Origin of the sequence: Psychrosphaera sp. 1_MG-2023 (genome assembly GCF_030548245.1) — a bacterium.
Taxonomy (GTDB): domain Bacteria; phylum Pseudomonadota; class Gammaproteobacteria; order Enterobacterales; family Alteromonadaceae; genus Psychrosphaera; species Psychrosphaera algicola.
This window is the reverse complement of record NZ_JAUORW010000025.1, coordinates 27,621-47,633: the sequence shown is the minus strand read 5'-3', so window position 1 is coordinate 47,633 and position 20,013 is coordinate 27,621. Positions and strand designations below refer to the sequence as shown.

Sequence of the window (20,013 nt, the reverse complement as noted above, 5' to 3'; positions counted from 1 at the left end):
TCGTTTTCTTGCATTGGGCTCCTTTCTTGAAAGAGCTAATAGTGACTGTGATGTATGAGCCAATTTTCGAATATTCCTCTATGATGAACCTAGCCATATTAGATCAGATATTTAACCAAAATGGTATAACATGGAGAAGCTCAATTGCTTCTGCTAATTCCTTTCTTGTGATTGTTCCGTATCTAGCCATGATTCTTGCCCTTACTATCGTCTTGTTGCTTTTATGTGTTATGTACTTTTACAAACTTTGCTGCTTTTGACCGTAATACTTCGAGCACTTCTGAATTACTAGATAAGATACAAATACTGATGTACACAAAATAACGGCAGATATTGCGGATCCAACGCCATAGATAGTTGAAACATCAAAATGATAACTTTCTCTTCTTACTGTAACAAGCAGTAGTGGCAATTGCATGAGAAGCACCATTACGTAATTATATGGGAGTACTCCTTTTAGACTTCGATAAACAAGAAGTACTATTAATACTGTAAAAAATACATTAAAACTATCCAGCGCAGAAACCGCTAAATAGATGGTGCTTCCCGCATTTAAGTCTTCTGTGTTAGCAAGGTGTTCTTGAATTGCAAAAACATCTCCTATTTCACGTACTGCAATTGAAAGAAAGAATGGCAGACATAAACCAATAAGAATAGCCGGTATATATTTAATTATTTTTTTCACTCTTTCCAACATAATATCACTCTTTCCAACATGTTATTACGATACTGTCTTGAACGAAGCACCATGAAGTACCTGGCTGCACTATCCAACCCGTTGATGGAGGTTCAACGCTTCCTGTAGTTTCAGGTGTTGGGTTTGCACCACAAACGGCTAGCTCATAGGGGCTATCAGCTGCCAGTGCGTTTTTACTAAATAAAAAGCAAAGTAATAGAGGGGTAAGTGTTTTTAAAATTTTCACAATATATTTATTCCTATTCAATTTTTATTATTCCATTATTTGTTACAAATCAAAAACAATGTGTAACAAAATAAACATATCGAAGACGTTAATTTATTTCAAGTGCGTACGTTTAAATAGTGATTTGGGGTTAAAAAACGTTAACATATTTTTTAATCCCATTTATCAATTAAAAATACTGAAAATTGCATATATTGCGAATCATCGGGGCCAAGTAAAATAATAAATGCCGATATCAGGAGATAGATAATGCACTCATTAAACAAATCAAACCACACCCCAGTCTTCAAGGACGATTACGAGCCTATCTAAATAAACTGTAGACTTGGATTTCACAGACCCTAACAATTTCCCGTGGTTGATACCTAGCGTATCAACCATTATGACTGGACTTATAGCCTTTGCTATTGCTTACCAAGCAATTTACTCAAACCGAGATATAGCCAGAAAGAAAAACTCTATTGATACAATCCTTCATGCTAAAAATGATGGTAAGTTGCGCAATGCTATTACTGTTACAGGCCAGATTCACAACAACGCAGATAAAACAATAAAATCTTTTGCATACGAATCCAAGAAATTTACCAAAGGGGCCAGTGAGTTTAGATACTGCCTCAATTTTTATGAATATATTTCTGTTGGGATCCGACACGGTATATACGACGAAATTGTAATGAAGGAGATTATGTGTGGTACCGTGACTAGAGTTTACGAAAGGTGTAAACCCTTTATTCAGACTCTAAGGCTACAAAATCAAGCACCAACCGCTTATTGTGAATTTGAAAGACTTGCAGAATGATGGGCCGCTGATCCCATAAAAACTAAAAAGCCTTCAATTTTGTCCAAAATATTCGGTTAGTATATTTTAGCTAATAACCCTCAAGCTTAGCTGCCGACACATCTACCAGCTGTTTAATATACATTGGCGACCACTTCCTATTATTAGCTAGTTTTAGATACTCACAATAATTCGATTGCTTGTTGTATTGCTTAGCTAACTCACGTAATGACTTTCCAAAACAAAACCTATCTTCATAAAGTTTAATGAGCTGTTTATCTTTATGAAACAAAACCGCGATAGCTTTATCAATTTCTAGTAAAACATTTTCATCAACTTCTGGCAGTGCAGCGCCTTTTTTGGGCCTGCGGGGTCAGAGTCGCTGATTTTGTTATTTCCTCTGCATTCGGTTGGAGATCCCAAATATCGCTAAGGTTCTTTTAGGATTACGATTTTCCTTTCAATTTTGTATAAATTTTTATGGTTTTTAGGTCCTTGCATTGTTTTATATTTTTCAAGTTAAACAGATAAAGGGGTAAACAGCTTTGTTATTTCTTGGTAAATCAAAATTCATTTCAAAGTTGATTGTCGTAACTGGTGTAACGTTTGTATTATTTGCTTGTAAAAGTAGTGATAATCTCTTTAAAACGGAACAACATACGTTAACATCGCCTGATGGTCTTATTGCACTTAACTTGTCGTGGGAGTCAACAACATCACCGCAGTTCAGTGTATTTTTCGACGATAAATCAGTTGTCTTACCATCGGATATAGATTTGGTCTCACCAGGTACTGTCGCAACTGAACACGATTTAGTGTTGCTTTCTGAACGTTCTGTCGATGAAACAGCGCCATTAACTTGGGGCCAGTTTGAAGACCTAAAAAGTCGATACAACGAAGCTCGATTTAAACTTATCGATAAACAAACTCAAAGCGTAATAAGTCACCTAGAGGTTAGGGTTTTCAACGATGCCGTAGCTTTAAGACATGTGCTAGAAGCCAAAGCCCAATCAACAACTAAAACGTTTAAAGAAGTAACAGAATTTACTTTAGCCCATGACGCAAAGGTATGGAGTAATAATGGCATGAAGCCTACGAAACAAACCGCGAGTCTTTTGCGTAGCAGTAATGAGAATTTGGCAATCCCTATTGCGTTTACTAGCAGCCAAATGCCAGCAATAGCGTTTCAAGAGGCTGGTCGTGTCGATACTGGTATGATTAAGCTTAAAACAGTATCTGATTCCGCAAAAGTTGTAGTTGCGAGCGCCCCTCTGGTAGCTAGTGATACATCATCGGCCACGTCATGGCGCGTATTGCAGCTTGGTAAAACTGTAGGAAGCCTACTTACGTCACAAGTGTTGATAAGTCTATCGCCACCAAACCAAATTGAAGATACGTCTTGGATCAAAACGGGTAAATCTTTTTGGGACTGGCGTGTACGTGGTGAGCAATATGAAGATCACACATATGCCTTAGATAATGAATCACTAAGACGAATGATTGATTTTGCCTCAAACAATAACATGCAATATGTGATGATCGACGCCAATTGGTATGGGCCAGAACATAACGCCAAGTCTGACCCGTTTACTGAAATTGATGGATTAAATATCAAAGCACTGATCAACCAAGCGAATGAGAAAGGCATTGGCTTTATTTTGTATCTCAATGATAAGGCAAGTGTAAATCATGATTTGGATGAGCTATTTGAAACATGGGCAAGTTGGGGAGCCGCTGGTGTTAAATATGGCTTTATGAAGCTGGGTGGAAAAGACAAGGTAATTAAAACCCTCAAAATTGTTGAACTTGCTGCCAAGCATAAATTATTAATCAATTTTCACGATAGCCCGGTAATTCCAAGTGGTATGAGACGAACATGGCCAAACTGGGTAACCAGAGAAGCAGTTCATGCACAAACGGATGGTTTGTATACTTATAAACCCTCAGGTTTTGTTGAAATGGCACATATAAATGCACTTGCTGGACCGTTAGATATGTCCAATGGTTTCTTTAAGCTAGATGGCCTAAAACAAAGCCGAGATTATGTTAGAGAAGAGGTTTATTCCACAGTTGCAAGTGAAGTAGCGCGTTCTTTAATTATTTTTTCCGGATTGATCATCTTTCCAGATGCCCCTGAAGAGTATTTAGGAAAAAAGGACTTGTTTGAATTTTTAGAAAACATGCCTGCTACTTGGGACGAATCAATGGTGTTATCAAGTGATATTAATGAGCACATAGTTACTGCAAGAAGAACGGGTGAAGAGTGGTTTATTGGTGCGGCGATTAATGAAGCCGGTGGAACCTTGCCACTTAAATTAAACTTTTTAAAACCAAATCAAACTTACCTAGCCAAAATCTATGCGGATGCGCCCAATACCCATTACATAACTAATCGTGAGGCTTATGAAGTTATTACGCGTGAAGTAACTCAAAGTGATGTGTTAAAAATGCACTTAGCGCCAGGCGGTGGTCAAGCGATTTGGTTAAAGCCGATTAAAAAAGGAAAATAAAATGAAATTAAAACTTAGTCTAAGTATCTTGGCCTGTGCCACCACCTTTATGATGGGTTGCACATCCCTTTCAGAGCCTGAACCAGTTAAAAAGCCTAACGTATTGATAATTTTAGTTGATGATCTCGGCTGGGCAGATGTTGCTACATACAACCCAAAAACTAATTATTCAACGCCAAATATGGATAAATTAGCCGCTGAAGGTATGAAGTTTACCGATGGCTACGCTGCAAGCCCGATTTGCAGTCCAACCCGAGCGGCTTTGATAACGGGTTTGCACCCCACTAGAATGGGAACAACTGACTTCTTTCGAAATAGACTTAAGAAAAACAAAATTAGAGAAGGCAAATTTAAACCTGCACCATTTAATGAAAGTCTACCGGAAAACCATGACACCATTGCCAATGTGTTAAATAAAGAAGGTTACGATACAGCATTTCTTGGCAAGTGGCATTTAGGACAAACAGAGCAAGAGTGGCCTGAGTATTATGGATTTGACGTTAATGTTGGCGGTCATGTTGCTGGTAGCCCAATGGGCGGATATTTTTCACCATATATAAACCCGCGTTTAGAAAGCGGACCAAAAGGTGAATATCTAACAGATCGTTTAACATCAGAAGCAATTAACCTACTCGGTAATTACGCGCAGACCGACAAGCCATTTTTTATGTTGATGTCGTATTATTCGGTTCATACTAAATTAGCAGCGCCTAAAGACTTGGTTGAAAAATATGAAGCCAAATTTGCTGGCACTGATCCAAAATCTGAATTTGCAGAAATCGAACAAATTTGGCCTAATAAAAAAGCCAGATTAAATCGCGTGTCTCAAACACACCCAACATACGCCTCTATGGTTGAAAAAGTCGATGAGAATATTGGACGTATCGTTAACGAACTAGACAAACAGAATTTACAGGACGACACGATTGTCATCTTACTTTCAGACAATGGTGGCTTGTCTACATCTGAAGGTAGACCAACATCTAACTTGCCACTAAATGGCGGAAAAGGTTGGTTATATGAAGGCGGTATACGAGTCCCATTTGTAATTCGAGTCCCAGGCAGTGCATCTAACGGTAAAACCAGTAACGTTCCAGTTACGATGATGGATATCTCGGCAACGATTTACGCAATGTTAGGTATCGATGAAGACAAGCTTCCAAAGTCGGACGGTGAAAGCTTAAAACCTATTTTGGCATTGGAAAATGGCCTTGAAAACAGACCGTTATTTTTCCATTACCCGCATTACTCAAACCAAGGTGGTTTCCCTGGAGCTGCTGTTCGTTTAGGAAAGTGGAAATTATTGGAGCGCTTTGAGGATGGCCAAGTGCAACTATTTAACTTAGCCGAAGATATTGGCGAAAACCGTGATTTGGCGAAGAATTATCCCGAAAAGGTTGAAGAGCTTCGTAAAGTATTACATCAGTGGTACAAAGATCAAGACGCAGAGTTTTTGAGAAGTAACCCGAACAAACCACAGTTTGGTGAACCTTGGAAACCAGTTGGTTAAAGAAAAGAGAGATACTTAATAATGAAATTACTATCAGCAGCGATAGCTTCAGTCACATTAGTAGGCGCTTTGGCATTACAAGCTTGCAGTACAACGGATGTTGCTCTGCCACAAAAGGTAACAGTCACACACTCAGCGTTAACTGGAATTGGCGTTGAAGCTGGGGTAATGCGACGTGATCCAAGTGATGTTATCAAGGTTGATAACATTTACTACGTTTGGTATTCAAAGGGAAAGATTTCCACTGGATATGATGCAACCGTTTGGTACGCTACGTCCCCTGATGGTCATAATTGGGTTGAGCAGGGCGAAGCATTAGCAAAAGGGAAAAAAGGAAGCTGGGAAGGTGAAAGCGTATTCACGCCCAATATCCTTGTTGCAGAAGGTAAGTACTGGCTTTTTTATACCGGTACGTCTAAACCTTATAAACGCCCATTTAGTCCTGATTCAAAGATTGGCCTGGCGGTATCCGACTCGCCATATGGTCCTTGGGAGCGTGTTTCCAATCAACCAATCTTAAAAAATAGCGACACCAAGAGTGATTTCGATAGTCATTTGATTGACGATGCAAGCCTACTCGTTAAAGATGGAAAATATTGGCTGTATTATAAAGGCCGTCAGTTAGGGAAAAGCCCAAAAGAAACACAAATGGGGTTAGCCATAGCGGATAAACCTCAAGGCCCATATGTCAAAGTTTCAAATACACCAGTGATCCCTGGAAATCACGAAGTCTTTGTTTGGCCACAAGGTAATGGTGTTGCGGCAATGATAGGAGATCGAGCGCCTGCCAATATCCAGCATTCAATAATGTTTGCTGAAGATGGTATTAATTTCACTCGTGTCTCCGACGTCATCGGTTATCCATGGGCTGCCGGTGGTTATCGACCTGAGGCATTTACCGACAGTAATAAAGGTGGCTTGCCTCAATGGGGTGTTGAAATTGGTAAAGCTAAAAAGCAATTACCTTTCATTCATCGATTCGATATCATTCAAAATTGATAGACTGTATAAGCATGCCGACAGCCTCGGCATGCTTATAATTTTACCGTCTCATAATTATTCAAAACAGCGCCTGACACAGGTCAAATACCACTTTATTTTCATCAAACATCAACTGACTGACTCATTCAATTCCTAGCAGTAAACTTAAATTTGTTGACATTAAATCAATGACCTCATACCCTGTATTTTATATTTAAAAATACAATTTGTAGTGGAGCGCTGTAAGCCTCACTTTAGTTCATTCGATGTAATATGTTCAAATGACGGTTGGAAATCAATTGATATGAAATCATTAAGAAGTTTATCTATGTTATTTGGGATCGCATTTTTAGCGTCCTGTTCAAACACTCAAGAAACAAATACTCAGGAAGATCCCGATAAAGCGGAATTTCCGAATATCATATATATCCTCGCGGATGACGCCGGAGTTGGAGATGTCTCAAGTTATAACCCGCAGTCAAAGATCCCAACGCCAAATTTGGATGAACTGGCAGCGCAAGGGATTAGGTTTACCGACGCGCATTCTCCTTCGTCGGTTTGTACACCAACTCGGTATAGTGTATTAACCGGTCGCTATTCTTGGCGCAGTCGTCTAAAAAAAGGGGTTTTATTTGGTTATGGAACAGCCTTAATTGAAGATGGTCGTGAAACCGTAGCATCGGTATTAAAATCGAGCGGCTATAACACGGCTGGTATCGGTAAATGGCATATTGGTTTGGGCAGTGGTAAAAAAACAGATTATAGTAAACCATTAACACCTGGGCCAATTGATAACGGCTTTGATTATTACTACGGGATCCCAGCGTCATTAGACATGGACCCTTATGTTTATTTTGAAAACGACAAGTTGGTTCAGCCTGCAACATTAAAAACCGGCAAACATGGCCTTCCGCGCGGTGTTGGTGGTGGTGAAGAGTTTTGGCGTGGCGGCAAAATCGCTAAAGACTTTAAGCATATCGAGGTGTTACCAAACATAGTTAAACGAGCAGAAGACTATATTGTTGAACAAAAAAATAGCAAAAAGCCATTTTTTCTATATTTGCCGTTACCTGCACCGCACCAACCATGGTTACCAACCGCTGAATTTAAAGGAAAAAGCCAAGCCGGCGCTTATGGTGACTTCATGGTCCAAGTCGATAGTGTTGTGGGCCAAATCGTAAGAGCAACGGAAAAAGCGGGTTTAACTAAGAATACACTTATTATATTCACCAGCGACAACGCTTCACATTGGTATCAGCGTGACATCGACGAACATGGACACCGTGCTAATTTAAATTACCGCGGCCATAAGGGCGACATTTATGAAGGTGGCCATCGTGTTCCATTTATTGCCAAATGGCCTAATAAAATCCCTAGCAATCAAGTGTCTGATGAACTGATATCTCTGACTGATTTGATGGCGACGGCCGCAGCGATTACAAATACAACGTTACCTGCAAACGCCGGTGAAGATAGTGTTAACATATTGCCTGTGTTGACGCAGCAAAATGCCAACATACCTCCTAGACAAACAACCATTACACATTCGGTAGATGGCACGTTTTCAATCCGTCTAGGGGCTTGGAAGTTAATCGATGCGCCACATTCAGGTGGGTTTAATAAAGGGAAGTTGAGTCAATATACAGATATGCCGCAGGTGCAATTATATAATTTGGACTCTGATCCTTCAGAATCAAATAATGTTTACGATAAATATCCTGCAAAGGTAACAGAGATGTTGACCCTGTTAGCTAAAATTAAACAGCAGAGCAGTTAGCTTCATGTCGTGATGATAATATAGGTCAGGTTTATTTCTGCACTTATTACCTTTGCGCTTTATAGAGTGGTACTGAATTATTCAGTGTCACTCTATTTTTAACAATCAATAACATTTCATAATACGCCCCATTACTGTGTTTTTGTGTCTTATTAGACACTATAAAGTCCCTTTTTTAACACTATTTGGTATTCACTAAATAGCTTATCTTTATTTTTGTTTAACAAATTTTACGTTTTTTAGCGTCGACTTTTGTCTAATATGGGTAGTTATTAAAAGGGTCTTCCATAATGAATTTATTTACTAAATATCGCTTCGTATTATTTGTTTTAGCGATTATTTCTTCACACATTAATGCAGCACGTTTACATATTGATTTAAACCAAAACTGGAAATTTTCTTTATCCGGTAGTGACGCTGCAACATCACCAACGTTTGACGATAGCGATTGGAAGACAGTAAATGTGCCACACGACTGGGCATTTAATAAAGGGATCAGTATTGACGGCCAACAAGGTGACAAAGGCGGTTATTTTGACGGTGGTTTAGGTTGGTATCGTCAATCATTCGACGTCAGTAAATCCTGGTTAGATAAGCGTGTTGTGATTGATTTCGAAGGCGTTTACATGAACAGTGAAGTTTGGATAAACGGTCACTATCTTGGTAAAAAAGCCTATGGCTATATTTCGTTTCAATACGACATTGGTCAATATTTAACAGCGGGCACTAACCATATTGCCGTGCGCGTTGACAACTTGAAAGAGCCTTCTGCTCGTTGGTATCACCCAGCAGGTATCTATGCGCCTGTCTCCCTAACAGTAATGGATGCTCAATCTTATGTTCAAAATAATGGTGTCTATGTCACCACGTCGTTAAACAAAGATAAGTCAGCACAAGCGACGGTAAAACTGGAATACGCTAATACCCGAAATGAATCTTTGTATGTTGAGTCTAAAATTGTCGACCAAACGGGCAAGCCAGTATTAGTTGAGAATAATCCATTACCAGCTTGTACTTCAGAAAACTGTTCAACAACGTCACAGTTAACTTTATATAAACCAAAGTTATGGGACACAGAAACGCCTAATCTTTATACCTTGAGTACAACCATTCGTAGCGCCGATAACGTTTATGACACGGTGGATACTCGATTTGGTATTCGCACGATTAAATGGGATACAAAAACCGGGTTTTGGTTAAACGACAAGGTGACCAAACTTAAAGGCGTGAGTGAGCATTGGGAAGGTGGCCCGGTAGGTGGCGCTTGGACTAAGCCATTGTTGCGTTGGAAGTTAGCATTATTTAAAGAAATGGGCGTCAATGCAATCCGTACAGCCCACAATCCATATCCACCAATTTTTTATGAATTGTGTGATGAAATGGGCATCTTGGTCATGGATGAAGTGTTCGATGGCTGGAGTAAAAAGGCACCGTTTGACTATGGTCAGCAGGCGTTTAAAGACGATTGGAAAACAGATCTAACAGAATGGGTTAGTCGTAACAGAAACCACCCATCGATTATCCTTTACAGCGTAGGTAACGAAACTCGAGGCGATGAAATTGCTGAGAAATTAGTAAGCGAAATGCACAAACTCGATCCAACTCGCCCTGTGACTTCAGGCCACAGTGCGTCAAGTAAAATGGACGTGTTTGGAGTAAACGGCGGCAGTGAAAAAACACAATTTTTCGAAAATTCACGACCGGATCTACCTTTTATTGCGACTGAAGCACCACACACTTGGCAAACACGCGGATATTACCGCTCTCAAACCTGGTTACGAGACGGCAATCATTCGAAACGACAAGGCATTTTCCCGTTACCTGATTTAGCCGAGGAAGAAATCTTCACTTACGAATGGGCAGATCCAAGTACATGGAGAAACCCTAAGCAGCATTTTAATTCGTCATATGACAACGCAACGGTAAGAATATCAGCCCGTAAAAACTGGGAATTAATGCGCGATTTACCTTGGTTTAGCGGACATTTCCGTTGGACTGGTTTTGACTATTATGGTGAAGCGGGTTATGTCCACGGTGGCTGGCCGTTCCGTTTATTTATGGGTGGCGCGTTAGACGTAGCCGGATTTGAAAAAGATCTGTTCTATTTCTACAAGAGCCAATGGACCGACGAACCTTTTGTACATTTATTACCGCATTGGACTCATCCGCGAATGGCAGCAGCAACGAAGATCCCTGTTTGGGCTTATTCTAACTGTGAAGAAGTTGAGCTATTTATTAACGGAAAATCGTTAGGTCGTGATTCGTTAGGAACTAAATGGGACGAAATGCAAGCCGAGTGGATGGTACCTTGGCAAGAAGGCACACTAAGCGCTAATTGTTTAGTTGATGGTCAAGTCAAAGCAAGCACTCAGCAGGTTACAGCAAACGCCCCAAGCCGTTTACAATTAACACTTGAAGACCGCTTTGTTCAACCTGAAACAGGCAGCGCAATAATCACCGCTGAACTGCTAGATGAAAAAGGAACCTTCTATCCATATGGCGAAAACAAGGTTTACTTCCATTTAGTGGGAGACGCCGAGATCCGTTCACTAGAAAACGGTGATCCAGTTGATACAGCAAAAAATGTCGGCGTAGATAATCGTAAAGCTTTTATGGGAGCGACTCGAGCGTTTATTGATATTGATAACGGTGCAACTAATGTGTCTATGATCAGTGCCGCGATTATCGGAGATAAGCAGTTATATTCATCAGACTTAATTAACATTGATGTGGCCACACTAAATATCAAAGGCAAGGCGGCTAAAGTTGGCATTGACGTGTTTTACACAACTGACGGTTCTCTACCGTCAAAGCGCAGTCAAAAATATTCAGGCGCATTTAAAGTAAAACCAAACACGTTAGTTCAAGCGGTTGTTTATATTGACGGTAAAGCATTATTTACGATGAAAGAAGCGTTTGCAGATGGTTCAGGTTTGTATTGGGGAAAAACGGGCTCCAGCGCACAAGTCGAAAATTCACGTGCGATGCCTGCTAAAGATGCATTACTTAAAGGAGCTGCAAAACGTGCTACTCACGTTGATTTTCAAGCCAGTGAAGGTTCTATTACTTGGTATCAAGAAAACGACGGCGAATACGGTATGAATGAATTGGCCATCGAATACGCATCCAATGATAAAGAAAGCGACCGCGAGATGTTACTTATCGTAAATGGTAAAAAGATTGCGAAGCTGAAATTTCCTAAAACAGGGAAATGGCAAGGCAAGTGGGCAACAGTCACGGTTGACGCACCACTTGGTGCCGGAGCTAATTACATTGAATTAAAAACAACGGGTAGCAGTGGCCCTAATATTAAGTCACTAAGTATTACGGCAAAGGATGACGAATAAATGGATTTTGCAGACTACTCAAACGTAGTTTTGAGTAAGCCTTTAAATTACAAGTCTTTGGCTCACAAGCTCTGGATGATGTCGAAATTGGTTAAAGTTTTTGTAATAACCATGATTGTTATCTTTGCTACAGGTTGCAAGTTAACTGACGATGCAAAGGGACCTAAGAGCGACAATGGCGAAATTGCTACCGTTGCTCCCGGTCAATTTAAACTGTTGGCAAATAACGCAGATGTTGTGGGGGCGCTCAAAACAGCTCAACATGTGGACTTTAAAGGAAGAGAAGGCTCAGTAACATGGAAGTTAAAAAATGTTGGTGAAACTGGTCACTATGACTTGAGGTTCTTATACGCTTTAAATGACCCCAAAAAACAACGAAATATGGATCTTTACATCAATGATGAAATTGTAACCTTAGTTCGTTTTTCAAATACGGGCAGTTGGCATTACAAATGGGAAAAAGCCCAGGTAATCGTTAAGGTGAATAGTGGCATTAATACCATTAAATTAGTGAGTAAAGGAAATAGTGCACCTAACCTAAAAGCGCTAATTATTTCGGGCTGATGACAAGCTTTAATATCGCCCAACTTCTGTTGGGCTTTGTTTTTCAACGCCAATATTCTTCCGTATTTTTTCTATCTTGTAGCTAAGTGATTACATAACTTTGATTTGTAATCTAAAACTGTCATTCCAGAACATATAAATATCAAGCAACACCTGATCCAGTTCAGTGATTGGTATAAGTGCTTTCTTTTACTATTAATTTTCTTAAATATTAGTTCCTTCAATTTGATTAATTTTTGAGGGTTTGGCGCGACAGACTTGTTTACTTTATATCTAACCGTGGATAAACGACCACTCGAAATTATTGGTAGAGCGACTCAATTAAAATAGTTTTGATAACAAAACTTTCAGTGGCAACTTCAAAAGCGAATTTATAATTATGAATATCAAGCAAGGCGTTTTAAAAAAGGGACTTTCTAACATTGCCGTTATCTTAATTGGCGCGCTAAGTTTTTATAGTCTGCATGCGCAATCAGCTATTGAATTGCATGCGGGTGAATTAAAGCAAAAAATTGATATTGTCGGTGGAGACATGGAACGCTCGGCAAATTTCTTGTTACAAGCTAGCAACCCAGACGAAATCATCGATTGGTATTTTTCAGACATGGTGATGCCTTATATGAGGGTGGTGTTTGATAAAAAACAAGAATTGATTGAAGGCGCTCCCAATTTTGGTTTTTACAGCAAACAAATTGAAGTGATGCAAAAAATTAAAGCGGTCAATCCAGACGTAAAATTTTGGGCGACATTAAAAACCGACTATGACGGTTACGGCAAAAATAACAATATGCCGGACTGGATTTATACTGGGAATGGTTATAACGGTGGGAGCTATAATTCAACACTTTTTAAAGCCGACAAATATGCGGGCTTTCTCGCCGACTACTTAAAACTTATGCATGAAAGTGGCGTTAAAATTGACATTATATCGGTATCTAAAGAATGGATGCAGGTAATGCCGGCACGGAATGAATACAACACGATTAATCAGTTGAAACAGCTGTTAGCAACGGAAGCCTACAAAGGTGTACCGGTTCCTGAATTTAATGGCCCTGCGGCGTGGGGGGTAAAACAAGCCAAAAATTTTGTGGTGGATGTCAGCAATAATGGCTATCAGGCAAATTACTCTGGCTTTTCGGCACACACTTATGACAAGCCGACAGAAGCGAATTGGTTAGACTTAATTACTGCGGCGTCTGCGATTAATAAACCGGTATATAATGAAGAATCCAATGCCGCTGGTGGCGGGCCTTTGTGGGGCGAAGAACCTACGATAGGTGGAGTCATCAATATCTATACGGGTAAAACAGAATCATATCGGGCTGGATTACGGGGCGAGTTGTTCTTTGAAATCTGGTCAAGAGGGATCACCAAAGAAACGCGCGCAGTTTATTTTACCAAAGGACAAAAGGGCAATCGCCTCCGTGGTTATTGGTTAATAAAAGCGTTTATTGATGGTGTGTATAACAAACATTATATCGCTCACACAACACCGCAAGAATTGTCTGACATTAAAGTGATGGCGTTTTCTGACGATGAATATATCACCGCTTATGTGATTAATGCGTCAACAACAAATGCGTTTACCAACTTGCCAATTACGCTTAATGATAAAGTTATTACCAGTAATACAATAGTCGCTCAAACCTGGAGCGAGGACACTCCTAAAATGGGTGTTGTTAGTGGTATAACAAAAACCTCAAGTAATTCTTTTTCAGTAAATGTCGCTCCTTCGAGTTTAGTCATCTATAAGTTCAGAATTGGTGGTAATGCGACAATTAATCTGTCGTTAAATCAAAACGAAATCACGGCAACAGAGCAGTCGTTTAACTTAGATGTCACGGCCAATCAACCGTGGGTCATTACTCAACTCCCTAACTGGCTAACAGTAGATCAACAAAGTGGCGATGCATCAACAACCATTACATTTAACGCGATTGAAAATATGTCGAATGTTGAACGTGCTGCCACTATTTATGTCAACGACGTGCCTTTGCTTGTGGTTCAATCCGGCGGGTATGGCCAAGGTGAGGGGGATGTGAATCTAGACGGTGTTGTTAATGCTGCGGATCTTGAATCTTTTAGAGCGGTTTATGGCCTGAGTAATACCGACAAAAACTACCTGCTAAGCGCTGATCTCGATGTTGATGGCAAGATCACAAAGCGGGATTACAGCCAACTCTACGCAATTTTCTTACAACAATAATTAAAAAGTTGTCGCTAGGTGAGAATACATAATGGCGGCGCTTTTAAAATTAAAAAAAAGGTTGTCTTCATGACACATACAACACTCGTAGGGAGCCGTCTAAAGCAGGCTTGTTGTCGCTTTATCATAATCTGCATGAGCTTTATACCTGCTGCCCAAGCTAGCGTAACATTGGATGTATTATCGGATGATATACAGGTCGGAGATTACTTTTTAGTAAATGTTATTTTAGAAAATACTGAACATAAATCCATTTCTTCATTTGCATTTGATTATAACGACGCTGCATTGCAGCAACTTGAATTTACTGGGGATGAGTTGACCGAACCGAGATTTTCTCGTATTGAAGAATACGCTACGGTAGATAACTTAGTTATCAGCCCTGAGCGAGTTAATGAGCAAAATACCCTGCTGGCGACACTGAAATTTTATGCCCATAGCACAGGAAAGGTTACATTATCTTTGCTTGGTAACGACGGTGAGTTGTCTGGTGTATTTTTTACTGATCTTACTTATGAATCAATTGACGCCAATGTCAGCTTCGTTGTGAATGACAAAGTTGAATCTTTACCTGATACCGACAACAGCTCCGGCGGATCATTAACTGGCTTGCTGATATTGTGCCTATTTGGTGTACGTATAGTGCGTGCGCGTTATTGACAAAACTAGGCACTGTAACTTAGAAGCAGTGTCTTGCCCCTAGCCTTGATTTCATATTTGTTAATGTCTATTCATTTTAATCAAAGGCGATATCTCGCCAGCATCAAAAGTATGTCCTAAAACTGTCGTCAAGCTAGGTTTACCATTGGCTCTTAAACGACTTGAAAGTTTCCACGGTTTTACTGAATTGGCATAAGGTCCGTTTTTATAAACGTTGTTATAAAGGTTGTTATAAAGGTTTTTTTGCAGGTTCTGCGTTGTCTAATTTACGTCGTACATTAATTGTTCAGGAAGTGTGGCTGTAAATCATTGGTAGATTAGACAGTGGGGAGGCGGCAACACGAACACATTGGTTAATGTTGCCTTTGACCCGTTATTGGGATATTTCTATTACAAATTCGGCTGTGCCAGGGCAACCGTTTGCGGGCGTATAGGTCGCCGTATAAGTCCCTGCTTGGTCTAACTGTAGATTTGATATTTGGATCTGGCGTTCTGAGCTACTAAACCCTTTTGGTCCAGACCAAGACCAAGTGCCACTGTGGGGTTGTGGCCCTAAATCAATCGTATCGCCTACTTTGACCGTTACCGAGGTGACTTTTTGCCAAGTCCCTTCGTTTACCCTTATATAAGGCGTTACAGTCGATGGCGTGCATTCTCCTTCAACAAGCTTTGTTTCAAAAACTGCGCTGCTACTGCATCCTAATGGCGTAGTTAACGTCGCCGTGTATTGTCCTTGCTGTGCTTCACTTGCATCAGCAAATGACAGTTGACGAACTTCTATGGCTTTAAAGTCATTAGGACCAGTCCACTTCCAACGACCCACATCTGGTGACGTTGGGCCAATTTGAAAGGTATCACCGTTTCTATATTCAAGTTCATAGGTCGATTGCCACTTTCCTGCAATGAACATTTTAGGTTCAATTGTTGGCGTGTCACCACAGGCTATATTCACATCAAACTCTAGTTTGGCACGGCACCCAGCGTCGCTCGTGAAGTGAGCGGTATATTGACCAGCGTGTTTTAATTTCGCCGTTGCAATTGCTAAGTAATCCTGTGCTGCATCAATGTAACCCGGTCCTGTCCACTGCCAGTCCCCCGATGTTTGAGAAAGTGGAGTTATATTCAGTTTATCCCCGGTATTTAAATAGATGCTTGTTTGGCTGTCGACCCGGCTTTCTTGGTTTATTTGATACTCAAAACTGAGTTCAGGATCGACTTTACAATCTACAGCCAATTCAGTAGTGATTGCGCTAGTATTGCCATCGCTGTCACTAAAAGTTGCCTGATAATAACCCGCCATCTCAGGCGTAATATTAGACAGTTGAATATGAGCTTGATCGGCGCTGAAATTATTTGGACCATTCCAATGCCATGTGCCCGTTGCAGTCGATTTGGGTTCAAACTCAACGGAATCCCCCGCTTCAATAACAGCGACCGCTTGGTTATTCATCTCAGTAAATTCACCGTCGTCAGTTTTGACAAACTGAGTAAGAGGGTATTGCGGCTTAATGATAAATAGGTTGAGGCTATTCATGTCGATATCTGCCGTAAATTTACCGTCTTGTTGTAGCTCGATTGTCGATGCTAGGCCTTCAATCGCTGTAGATTCTTGCCAAACCCTGTGTTGAACCGTCATACCTGTTTTCAAATTGAGTTGGTCAATAACAAATTCAACTTCGTCTTGAGCGTCGTTTTGGTTGTTGATAACCCATAGGGCCAAACTATCACCTTTTATAAACGCCATCGTGCTTAATGAATCAAGGTTGGTGGTTGACGCAGAAACATACTTACTGTCGACAGCATTGTTTGCAAAATGTTTCATCAGGTAATAAGAGCGCATTCTTCGGCCGTCGGTGCCTTTGTTAAAAAAGATCGGTTTTGCAAAATATTTGTTCGTTTGGATCTCATTATAACCACGAGGCCATAATTCAAAAATGGCTTCGCCTTGCAGGCCCGCGCTATACATCTCGGTTTTTGCCGCATAGGTGCCTAGTGCATAGTTAAAATCAGATTCATATATTGTCTGTCCACCACCGCCATGACCTGATTCTTCGTTATAGGCAAATTTTCCAGCGTCGTTGGCGGCTTGTATAAAATCACCCCAACTTTTTGTTTCCCCTGACCAGTAATTATGTGAACTGTACCCTGCAACATATTGGTTAATGCCCTTTGCTTGGTAGTTACCAATGAGTTTAATGCCATTGCTTAACGACCATGTACCAGCATCGATTATGAGTGGCATGGCAATATTTCTAGCGGTTAAGGCATCCTGCAACGTCTCTATCGCCACTTTTGCACGATCAACGGTAATCACCCCTACATATTCTTTTGATGTTGCTATATAGCTTACTGGCACGCCAGATTGCGACATATATTCAACATAATCGGCGAGAAAAAGGCCATACTTCACAGCGTCAAATGAACGGCTTCCAGTATTTTCTGAATCTAGGTAGGCATAATCGTAAATCCAAGTTGGTAGATTATTCCGATTCCCCTGACTATAGCCGTGGTAATCTGACTCCAGTGTGGCAAAAAACTTTATATTGGGGTTTTCCAATTTTATCAATTGCATTGCTTTGACGGCATTATCGTAAATTGAAAAATCTTTAACGCCCTCAGTCATTTCTTGGTGTTTATCGTAAGCGACTCGCCACGTATCAAATTTTATGTCTTTTGCGACCCAACGAATAACTTCTTGTTGATTGGCGACTTGTCCGAAGTTTCTATGACTGCGCTCCATGTCACCTCCCATCATAGAAATGCTTTGATTGATATTGGTGACATCCACCAAAATCCTTTTGGTTTCGCTTGTGCCGCCATTCTCTGAGCCGCCACCGGTATTAGATCCTCCGGTCTCGGTATTGTTTTGTTCATTTTGTTTTGTTGATGAATCTTCTCCGCCGCAGGATATTAAAAATAATATCAAAAGCATCCCTGTTAGTTTTTGTAATAGGTTCATGTAGTAGCCTTTTTTGTTTTTGTTTTTGTTTTTGTTTTTGTTTTTGTTTTTGTTTTTTTATTCAGTGCAGGCGATATGAAGTGCACTTGTTTTGAGTTCGATTTTGGACAATTAGTAAACAAACTTGCGACGTCGAAACCATAAAAAAATGGCAGATATATGATAATTATCGTGATTAAAATTAAGGCATTTAGGATTAGTGGGCGCTCATTAGACTCCGCGCTAGATTAACGCGAAGCAAGCGGTGAAACTTAGGTGATATTGGAAATGGCATAAACTCGGAATAAAAGACTAAGTGGTCCTATATTCCGAGTTGTATGTCTAATCGTTAAAGAAATTTATGTGGTTAAAGTTCATTAACGAGCGTTTGTAAGTACTGTTTAAATGGTGCCTCATGAGCCGAAATATCACCAAAAGCGTCTTCAAATGTGGCTCTTAATGAAGGGCCAGACGACTTTGAATTTTTCGACGAAATTTCAGTTAAATACGCGGCGAGTTGGTTAGGATAATATTGATATAAATAACGGATTAAAAACGGATAATAGGTTTCCAATTGAGATTTTTCCAACCAAGGTAAACTTGAGCCAGTGTACGACACGATTTTGTGAACATTTGGCGCATCTTCTCGGCTCAAAATAGTTTCGATTTTTTTCACCTGTTGTCGATTGTAGTTATTGGTATGTGGACCATATTCTTGGTTTCCCTTGCCGAACTGGAAACTGCTATATAAGCCTCGATAAGCCCATGTAGGTTTACCTTTAACCCGTTTCTCTAACCCAGTGATAAAGCCTGCTAATCGGGTTGCGTTGCGCGCTATCGCTGTACCAGGAAAGGCTTTACCATTTTTATTGATAACCATAATGGCGATTTTGTTTCTCGCCCACTTAGATTTTTGCATAAACAGTCGCTGTTGCTCTGGTGATTCAAAATAAACTGCCGTCATTTTTTCCTCTAGTTTTGCTGGAGCCATATCAATTGCAATGCTAAAACCAAGCAAAGATTCATAGCTGTTTTCCAGTATTTTGGAGGCGTTTTTAGCGAATTTTTTAGATTTACCAACAGCAACAAGTGTCCAGTGTGGTGATTCTACAATTTTTATTTCAGAGCCATAACTTTGGCTCATTTTATCTCGTACTTTCTCTGCCAGTGGCGCTGATGGTAAACCATTTGATAAAAGTTGTGGTACAAATTGCGAACTATTGTGGCGCAGATATAGCTTTTCATAACGAGTTTGATAGTCAGCCGTTTTTTCTTTATCTAACGCCAAACCTGCAACATCAGATAACGGTAAAATAAGCTCTTTTGAATGTTTACCAAATTTCTTTTCTTTAAGTTGAATTAAGTCGATATAGACCTTTTCTGCGTCTTTATCTTTGCTAAGTTGTTTGAGGACAAAAGCGTAGTTTTCAGCAGCAGCAATGCGGCTAGGACTTTGCTCGTTGTACAGTTCCTTGCTTAGTTCATACACTTTTTTGCCGTGCGGTAAGCTAGCTTGAAGATCGCCAGCTTTGGCAAAATTAGAAAAGTTAGTAAAAGCTTGTTGGAAATCTTGTTTAACATCGGCAGCAGAAAAACCGCTGAAACCTAACAAAAGGCTGATGGTCAGTGCTTTATAAAGTGGTGATTTTGTTTTTGAAATAGTCATTTCTAACTCTTTATTAAGAATGAGCTAGCTTGTTAATATTTAACTTAACAGCGGTTAAGTTTTTGTAACTTGTTGGTACCTTTCGTCATTTTATTAAGGAACCTAAGAAGAGGTTATTTGATCATAGATCCTTAGTGAAAGGTGTATAGCGTA

The 20,013-nt window shown here is 40.1% G+C and carries 12 protein-coding genes; 9 read left to right on the top strand and 3 right to left on the bottom strand.

What is annotated here, in order from left to right; all coding sequences use genetic code 11:
* Positions 1 to 238: 238 nt before the first annotated feature.
* Entirely contained in the window at positions 239 to 697 is a 459-nt protein-coding gene (locus Q4575_RS18165; protein WP_303523757.1) for a hypothetical protein, read from the bottom strand.
* Positions 698 to 1,305: 608 nt separating this feature from the next.
* Here Q4575_RS18165 and Q4575_RS18160 point away from each other — a divergent pair.
* The 9 genes from Q4575_RS18160 (at position 1,306) to Q4575_RS18120 (ending at position 15,256) form a co-directional block, all read left to right on the top strand.
* Positions 1,306 to 1,722 (top strand): DUF4760 domain-containing protein, encoded by a 417-nt coding sequence (locus tag Q4575_RS18160; RefSeq protein ID WP_303523756.1) that lies wholly within the window; start codon positions 1,306 to 1,308, stop codon positions 1,720 to 1,722.
* A gap of 524 nt (positions 1,723 to 2,246) precedes the next feature.
* Complete coding sequence (locus Q4575_RS18155) at positions 2,247 to 4,211, top strand: glycoside hydrolase family 97 protein (protein ID WP_303523755.1); 1,965 nt, start codon at positions 2,247 to 2,249, stop codon at positions 4,209 to 4,211.
* Between the two features lies 1 nt (position 4,212).
* Positions 4,213 to 5,721, top strand: a complete 1,509-nt coding sequence (locus Q4575_RS18150) for a sulfatase (protein WP_215964389.1) — start codon at positions 4,213 to 4,215, stop codon at positions 5,719 to 5,721.
* 21 nt (positions 5,722 to 5,742) lie between these two features.
* On the top strand, positions 5,743 to 6,720 hold the full coding sequence (locus Q4575_RS18145) for a family 43 glycosylhydrolase (RefSeq protein WP_303523754.1): 978 nt from the start codon (positions 5,743 to 5,745) through the stop codon (positions 6,718 to 6,720).
* A gap of 286 nt (positions 6,721 to 7,006) precedes the next feature.
* The gene (locus tag Q4575_RS18140; RefSeq protein WP_303523753.1) at positions 7,007 to 8,479 is read left to right on the top strand and encodes an arylsulfatase; all 1,473 of its coding nucleotides are present in this window, start codon (positions 7,007 to 7,009) and stop codon (positions 8,477 to 8,479) included.
* 290 nt (positions 8,480 to 8,769) lie between these two features.
* Complete coding sequence (locus Q4575_RS18135; protein ID WP_303523752.1) at positions 8,770 to 11,826, top strand: glycoside hydrolase family 2 TIM barrel-domain containing protein; 3,057 nt, start codon at positions 8,770 to 8,772, stop codon at positions 11,824 to 11,826.
* The gene (locus Q4575_RS18130) at positions 11,827 to 12,390 is read left to right on the top strand and encodes a hypothetical protein (RefSeq protein ID WP_303523751.1); all 564 of its coding nucleotides are present in this window, start codon (positions 11,827 to 11,829) and stop codon (positions 12,388 to 12,390) included.
* Positions 12,391 to 12,769: 379 nt separating this feature from the next.
* Positions 12,770 to 14,596, top strand: a complete 1,827-nt coding sequence (locus tag Q4575_RS18125) for a dockerin type I domain-containing protein (protein ID WP_215964394.1) — start codon at positions 12,770 to 12,772, stop codon at positions 14,594 to 14,596.
* A gap of 69 nt (positions 14,597 to 14,665) precedes the next feature.
* Positions 14,666 to 15,256: a hypothetical protein gene (locus Q4575_RS18120; protein WP_303523749.1), complete on the top strand. Its 591-nt coding sequence runs from the start codon at positions 14,666 to 14,668 to the stop codon at positions 15,254 to 15,256.
* A 373-nt stretch (positions 15,257 to 15,629) separates the two neighbouring features.
* Here Q4575_RS18120 and Q4575_RS18115 read toward each other — a convergent pair whose 3' ends face one another.
* A complete protein-coding gene (locus Q4575_RS18115) occupies positions 15,630 to 18,215 on the bottom strand; it encodes an immunoglobulin domain-containing protein (protein WP_303523747.1) in 2,586 nt (861 codons plus the stop codon).
* Positions 18,216 to 18,561: 346 nt separating this feature from the next.
* Positions 18,562 to 19,860, bottom strand: coding sequence for a tetratricopeptide repeat protein (locus tag Q4575_RS18110; protein WP_303523746.1), 1,299 nt, complete (start codon positions 19,858 to 19,860; stop codon positions 18,562 to 18,564).
* Positions 19,861 to 20,013: the final 153 nt, after the last annotated feature.

Excerpts from the sequence above, each read along its gene's own strand:
- Q4575_RS18130 (WP_303523751.1), top strand. The coding sequence starts at position 11,827 with ATGGATTTTGCAGACTACTCAAACGTAGTTTTGAGTAAGCCTTTAAAT.
- Q4575_RS18110 (WP_303523746.1), bottom strand. The coding sequence starts at position 19,860 with ATGACTATTTCAAAAACAAAATCACCACTTTATAAAGCACTGACCATC.
- Q4575_RS18135 (WP_303523752.1), top strand. The coding sequence starts at position 8,770 with ATGAATTTATTTACTAAATATCGCTTCGTATTATTTGTTTTAGCGATT.
- Q4575_RS18115 (WP_303523747.1), bottom strand. The coding sequence starts at position 18,215 with ATGAACCTATTACAAAAACTAACAGGGATGCTTTTGATATTATTTTTA.
- Q4575_RS18145 (WP_303523754.1), top strand. The coding sequence starts at position 5,743 with ATGAAATTACTATCAGCAGCGATAGCTTCAGTCACATTAGTAGGCGCT.
- Q4575_RS18140 (WP_303523753.1), top strand. The coding sequence starts at position 7,007 with ATGAAATCATTAAGAAGTTTATCTATGTTATTTGGGATCGCATTTTTA.
- Q4575_RS18150 (WP_215964389.1), top strand. The coding sequence starts at position 4,213 with ATGAAATTAAAACTTAGTCTAAGTATCTTGGCCTGTGCCACCACCTTT.
- Q4575_RS18125 (WP_215964394.1), top strand. The coding sequence starts at position 12,770 with ATGAATATCAAGCAAGGCGTTTTAAAAAAGGGACTTTCTAACATTGCC.
- Q4575_RS18120 (WP_303523749.1), top strand. The coding sequence starts at position 14,666 with ATGACACATACAACACTCGTAGGGAGCCGTCTAAAGCAGGCTTGTTGT.
- Q4575_RS18165 (WP_303523757.1), bottom strand. The coding sequence starts at position 697 with ATGTTGGAAAGAGTGAAAAAAATAATTAAATATATACCGGCTATTCTT.
- Q4575_RS18160 (WP_303523756.1), top strand. The coding sequence starts at position 1,306 with ATGACTGGACTTATAGCCTTTGCTATTGCTTACCAAGCAATTTACTCA.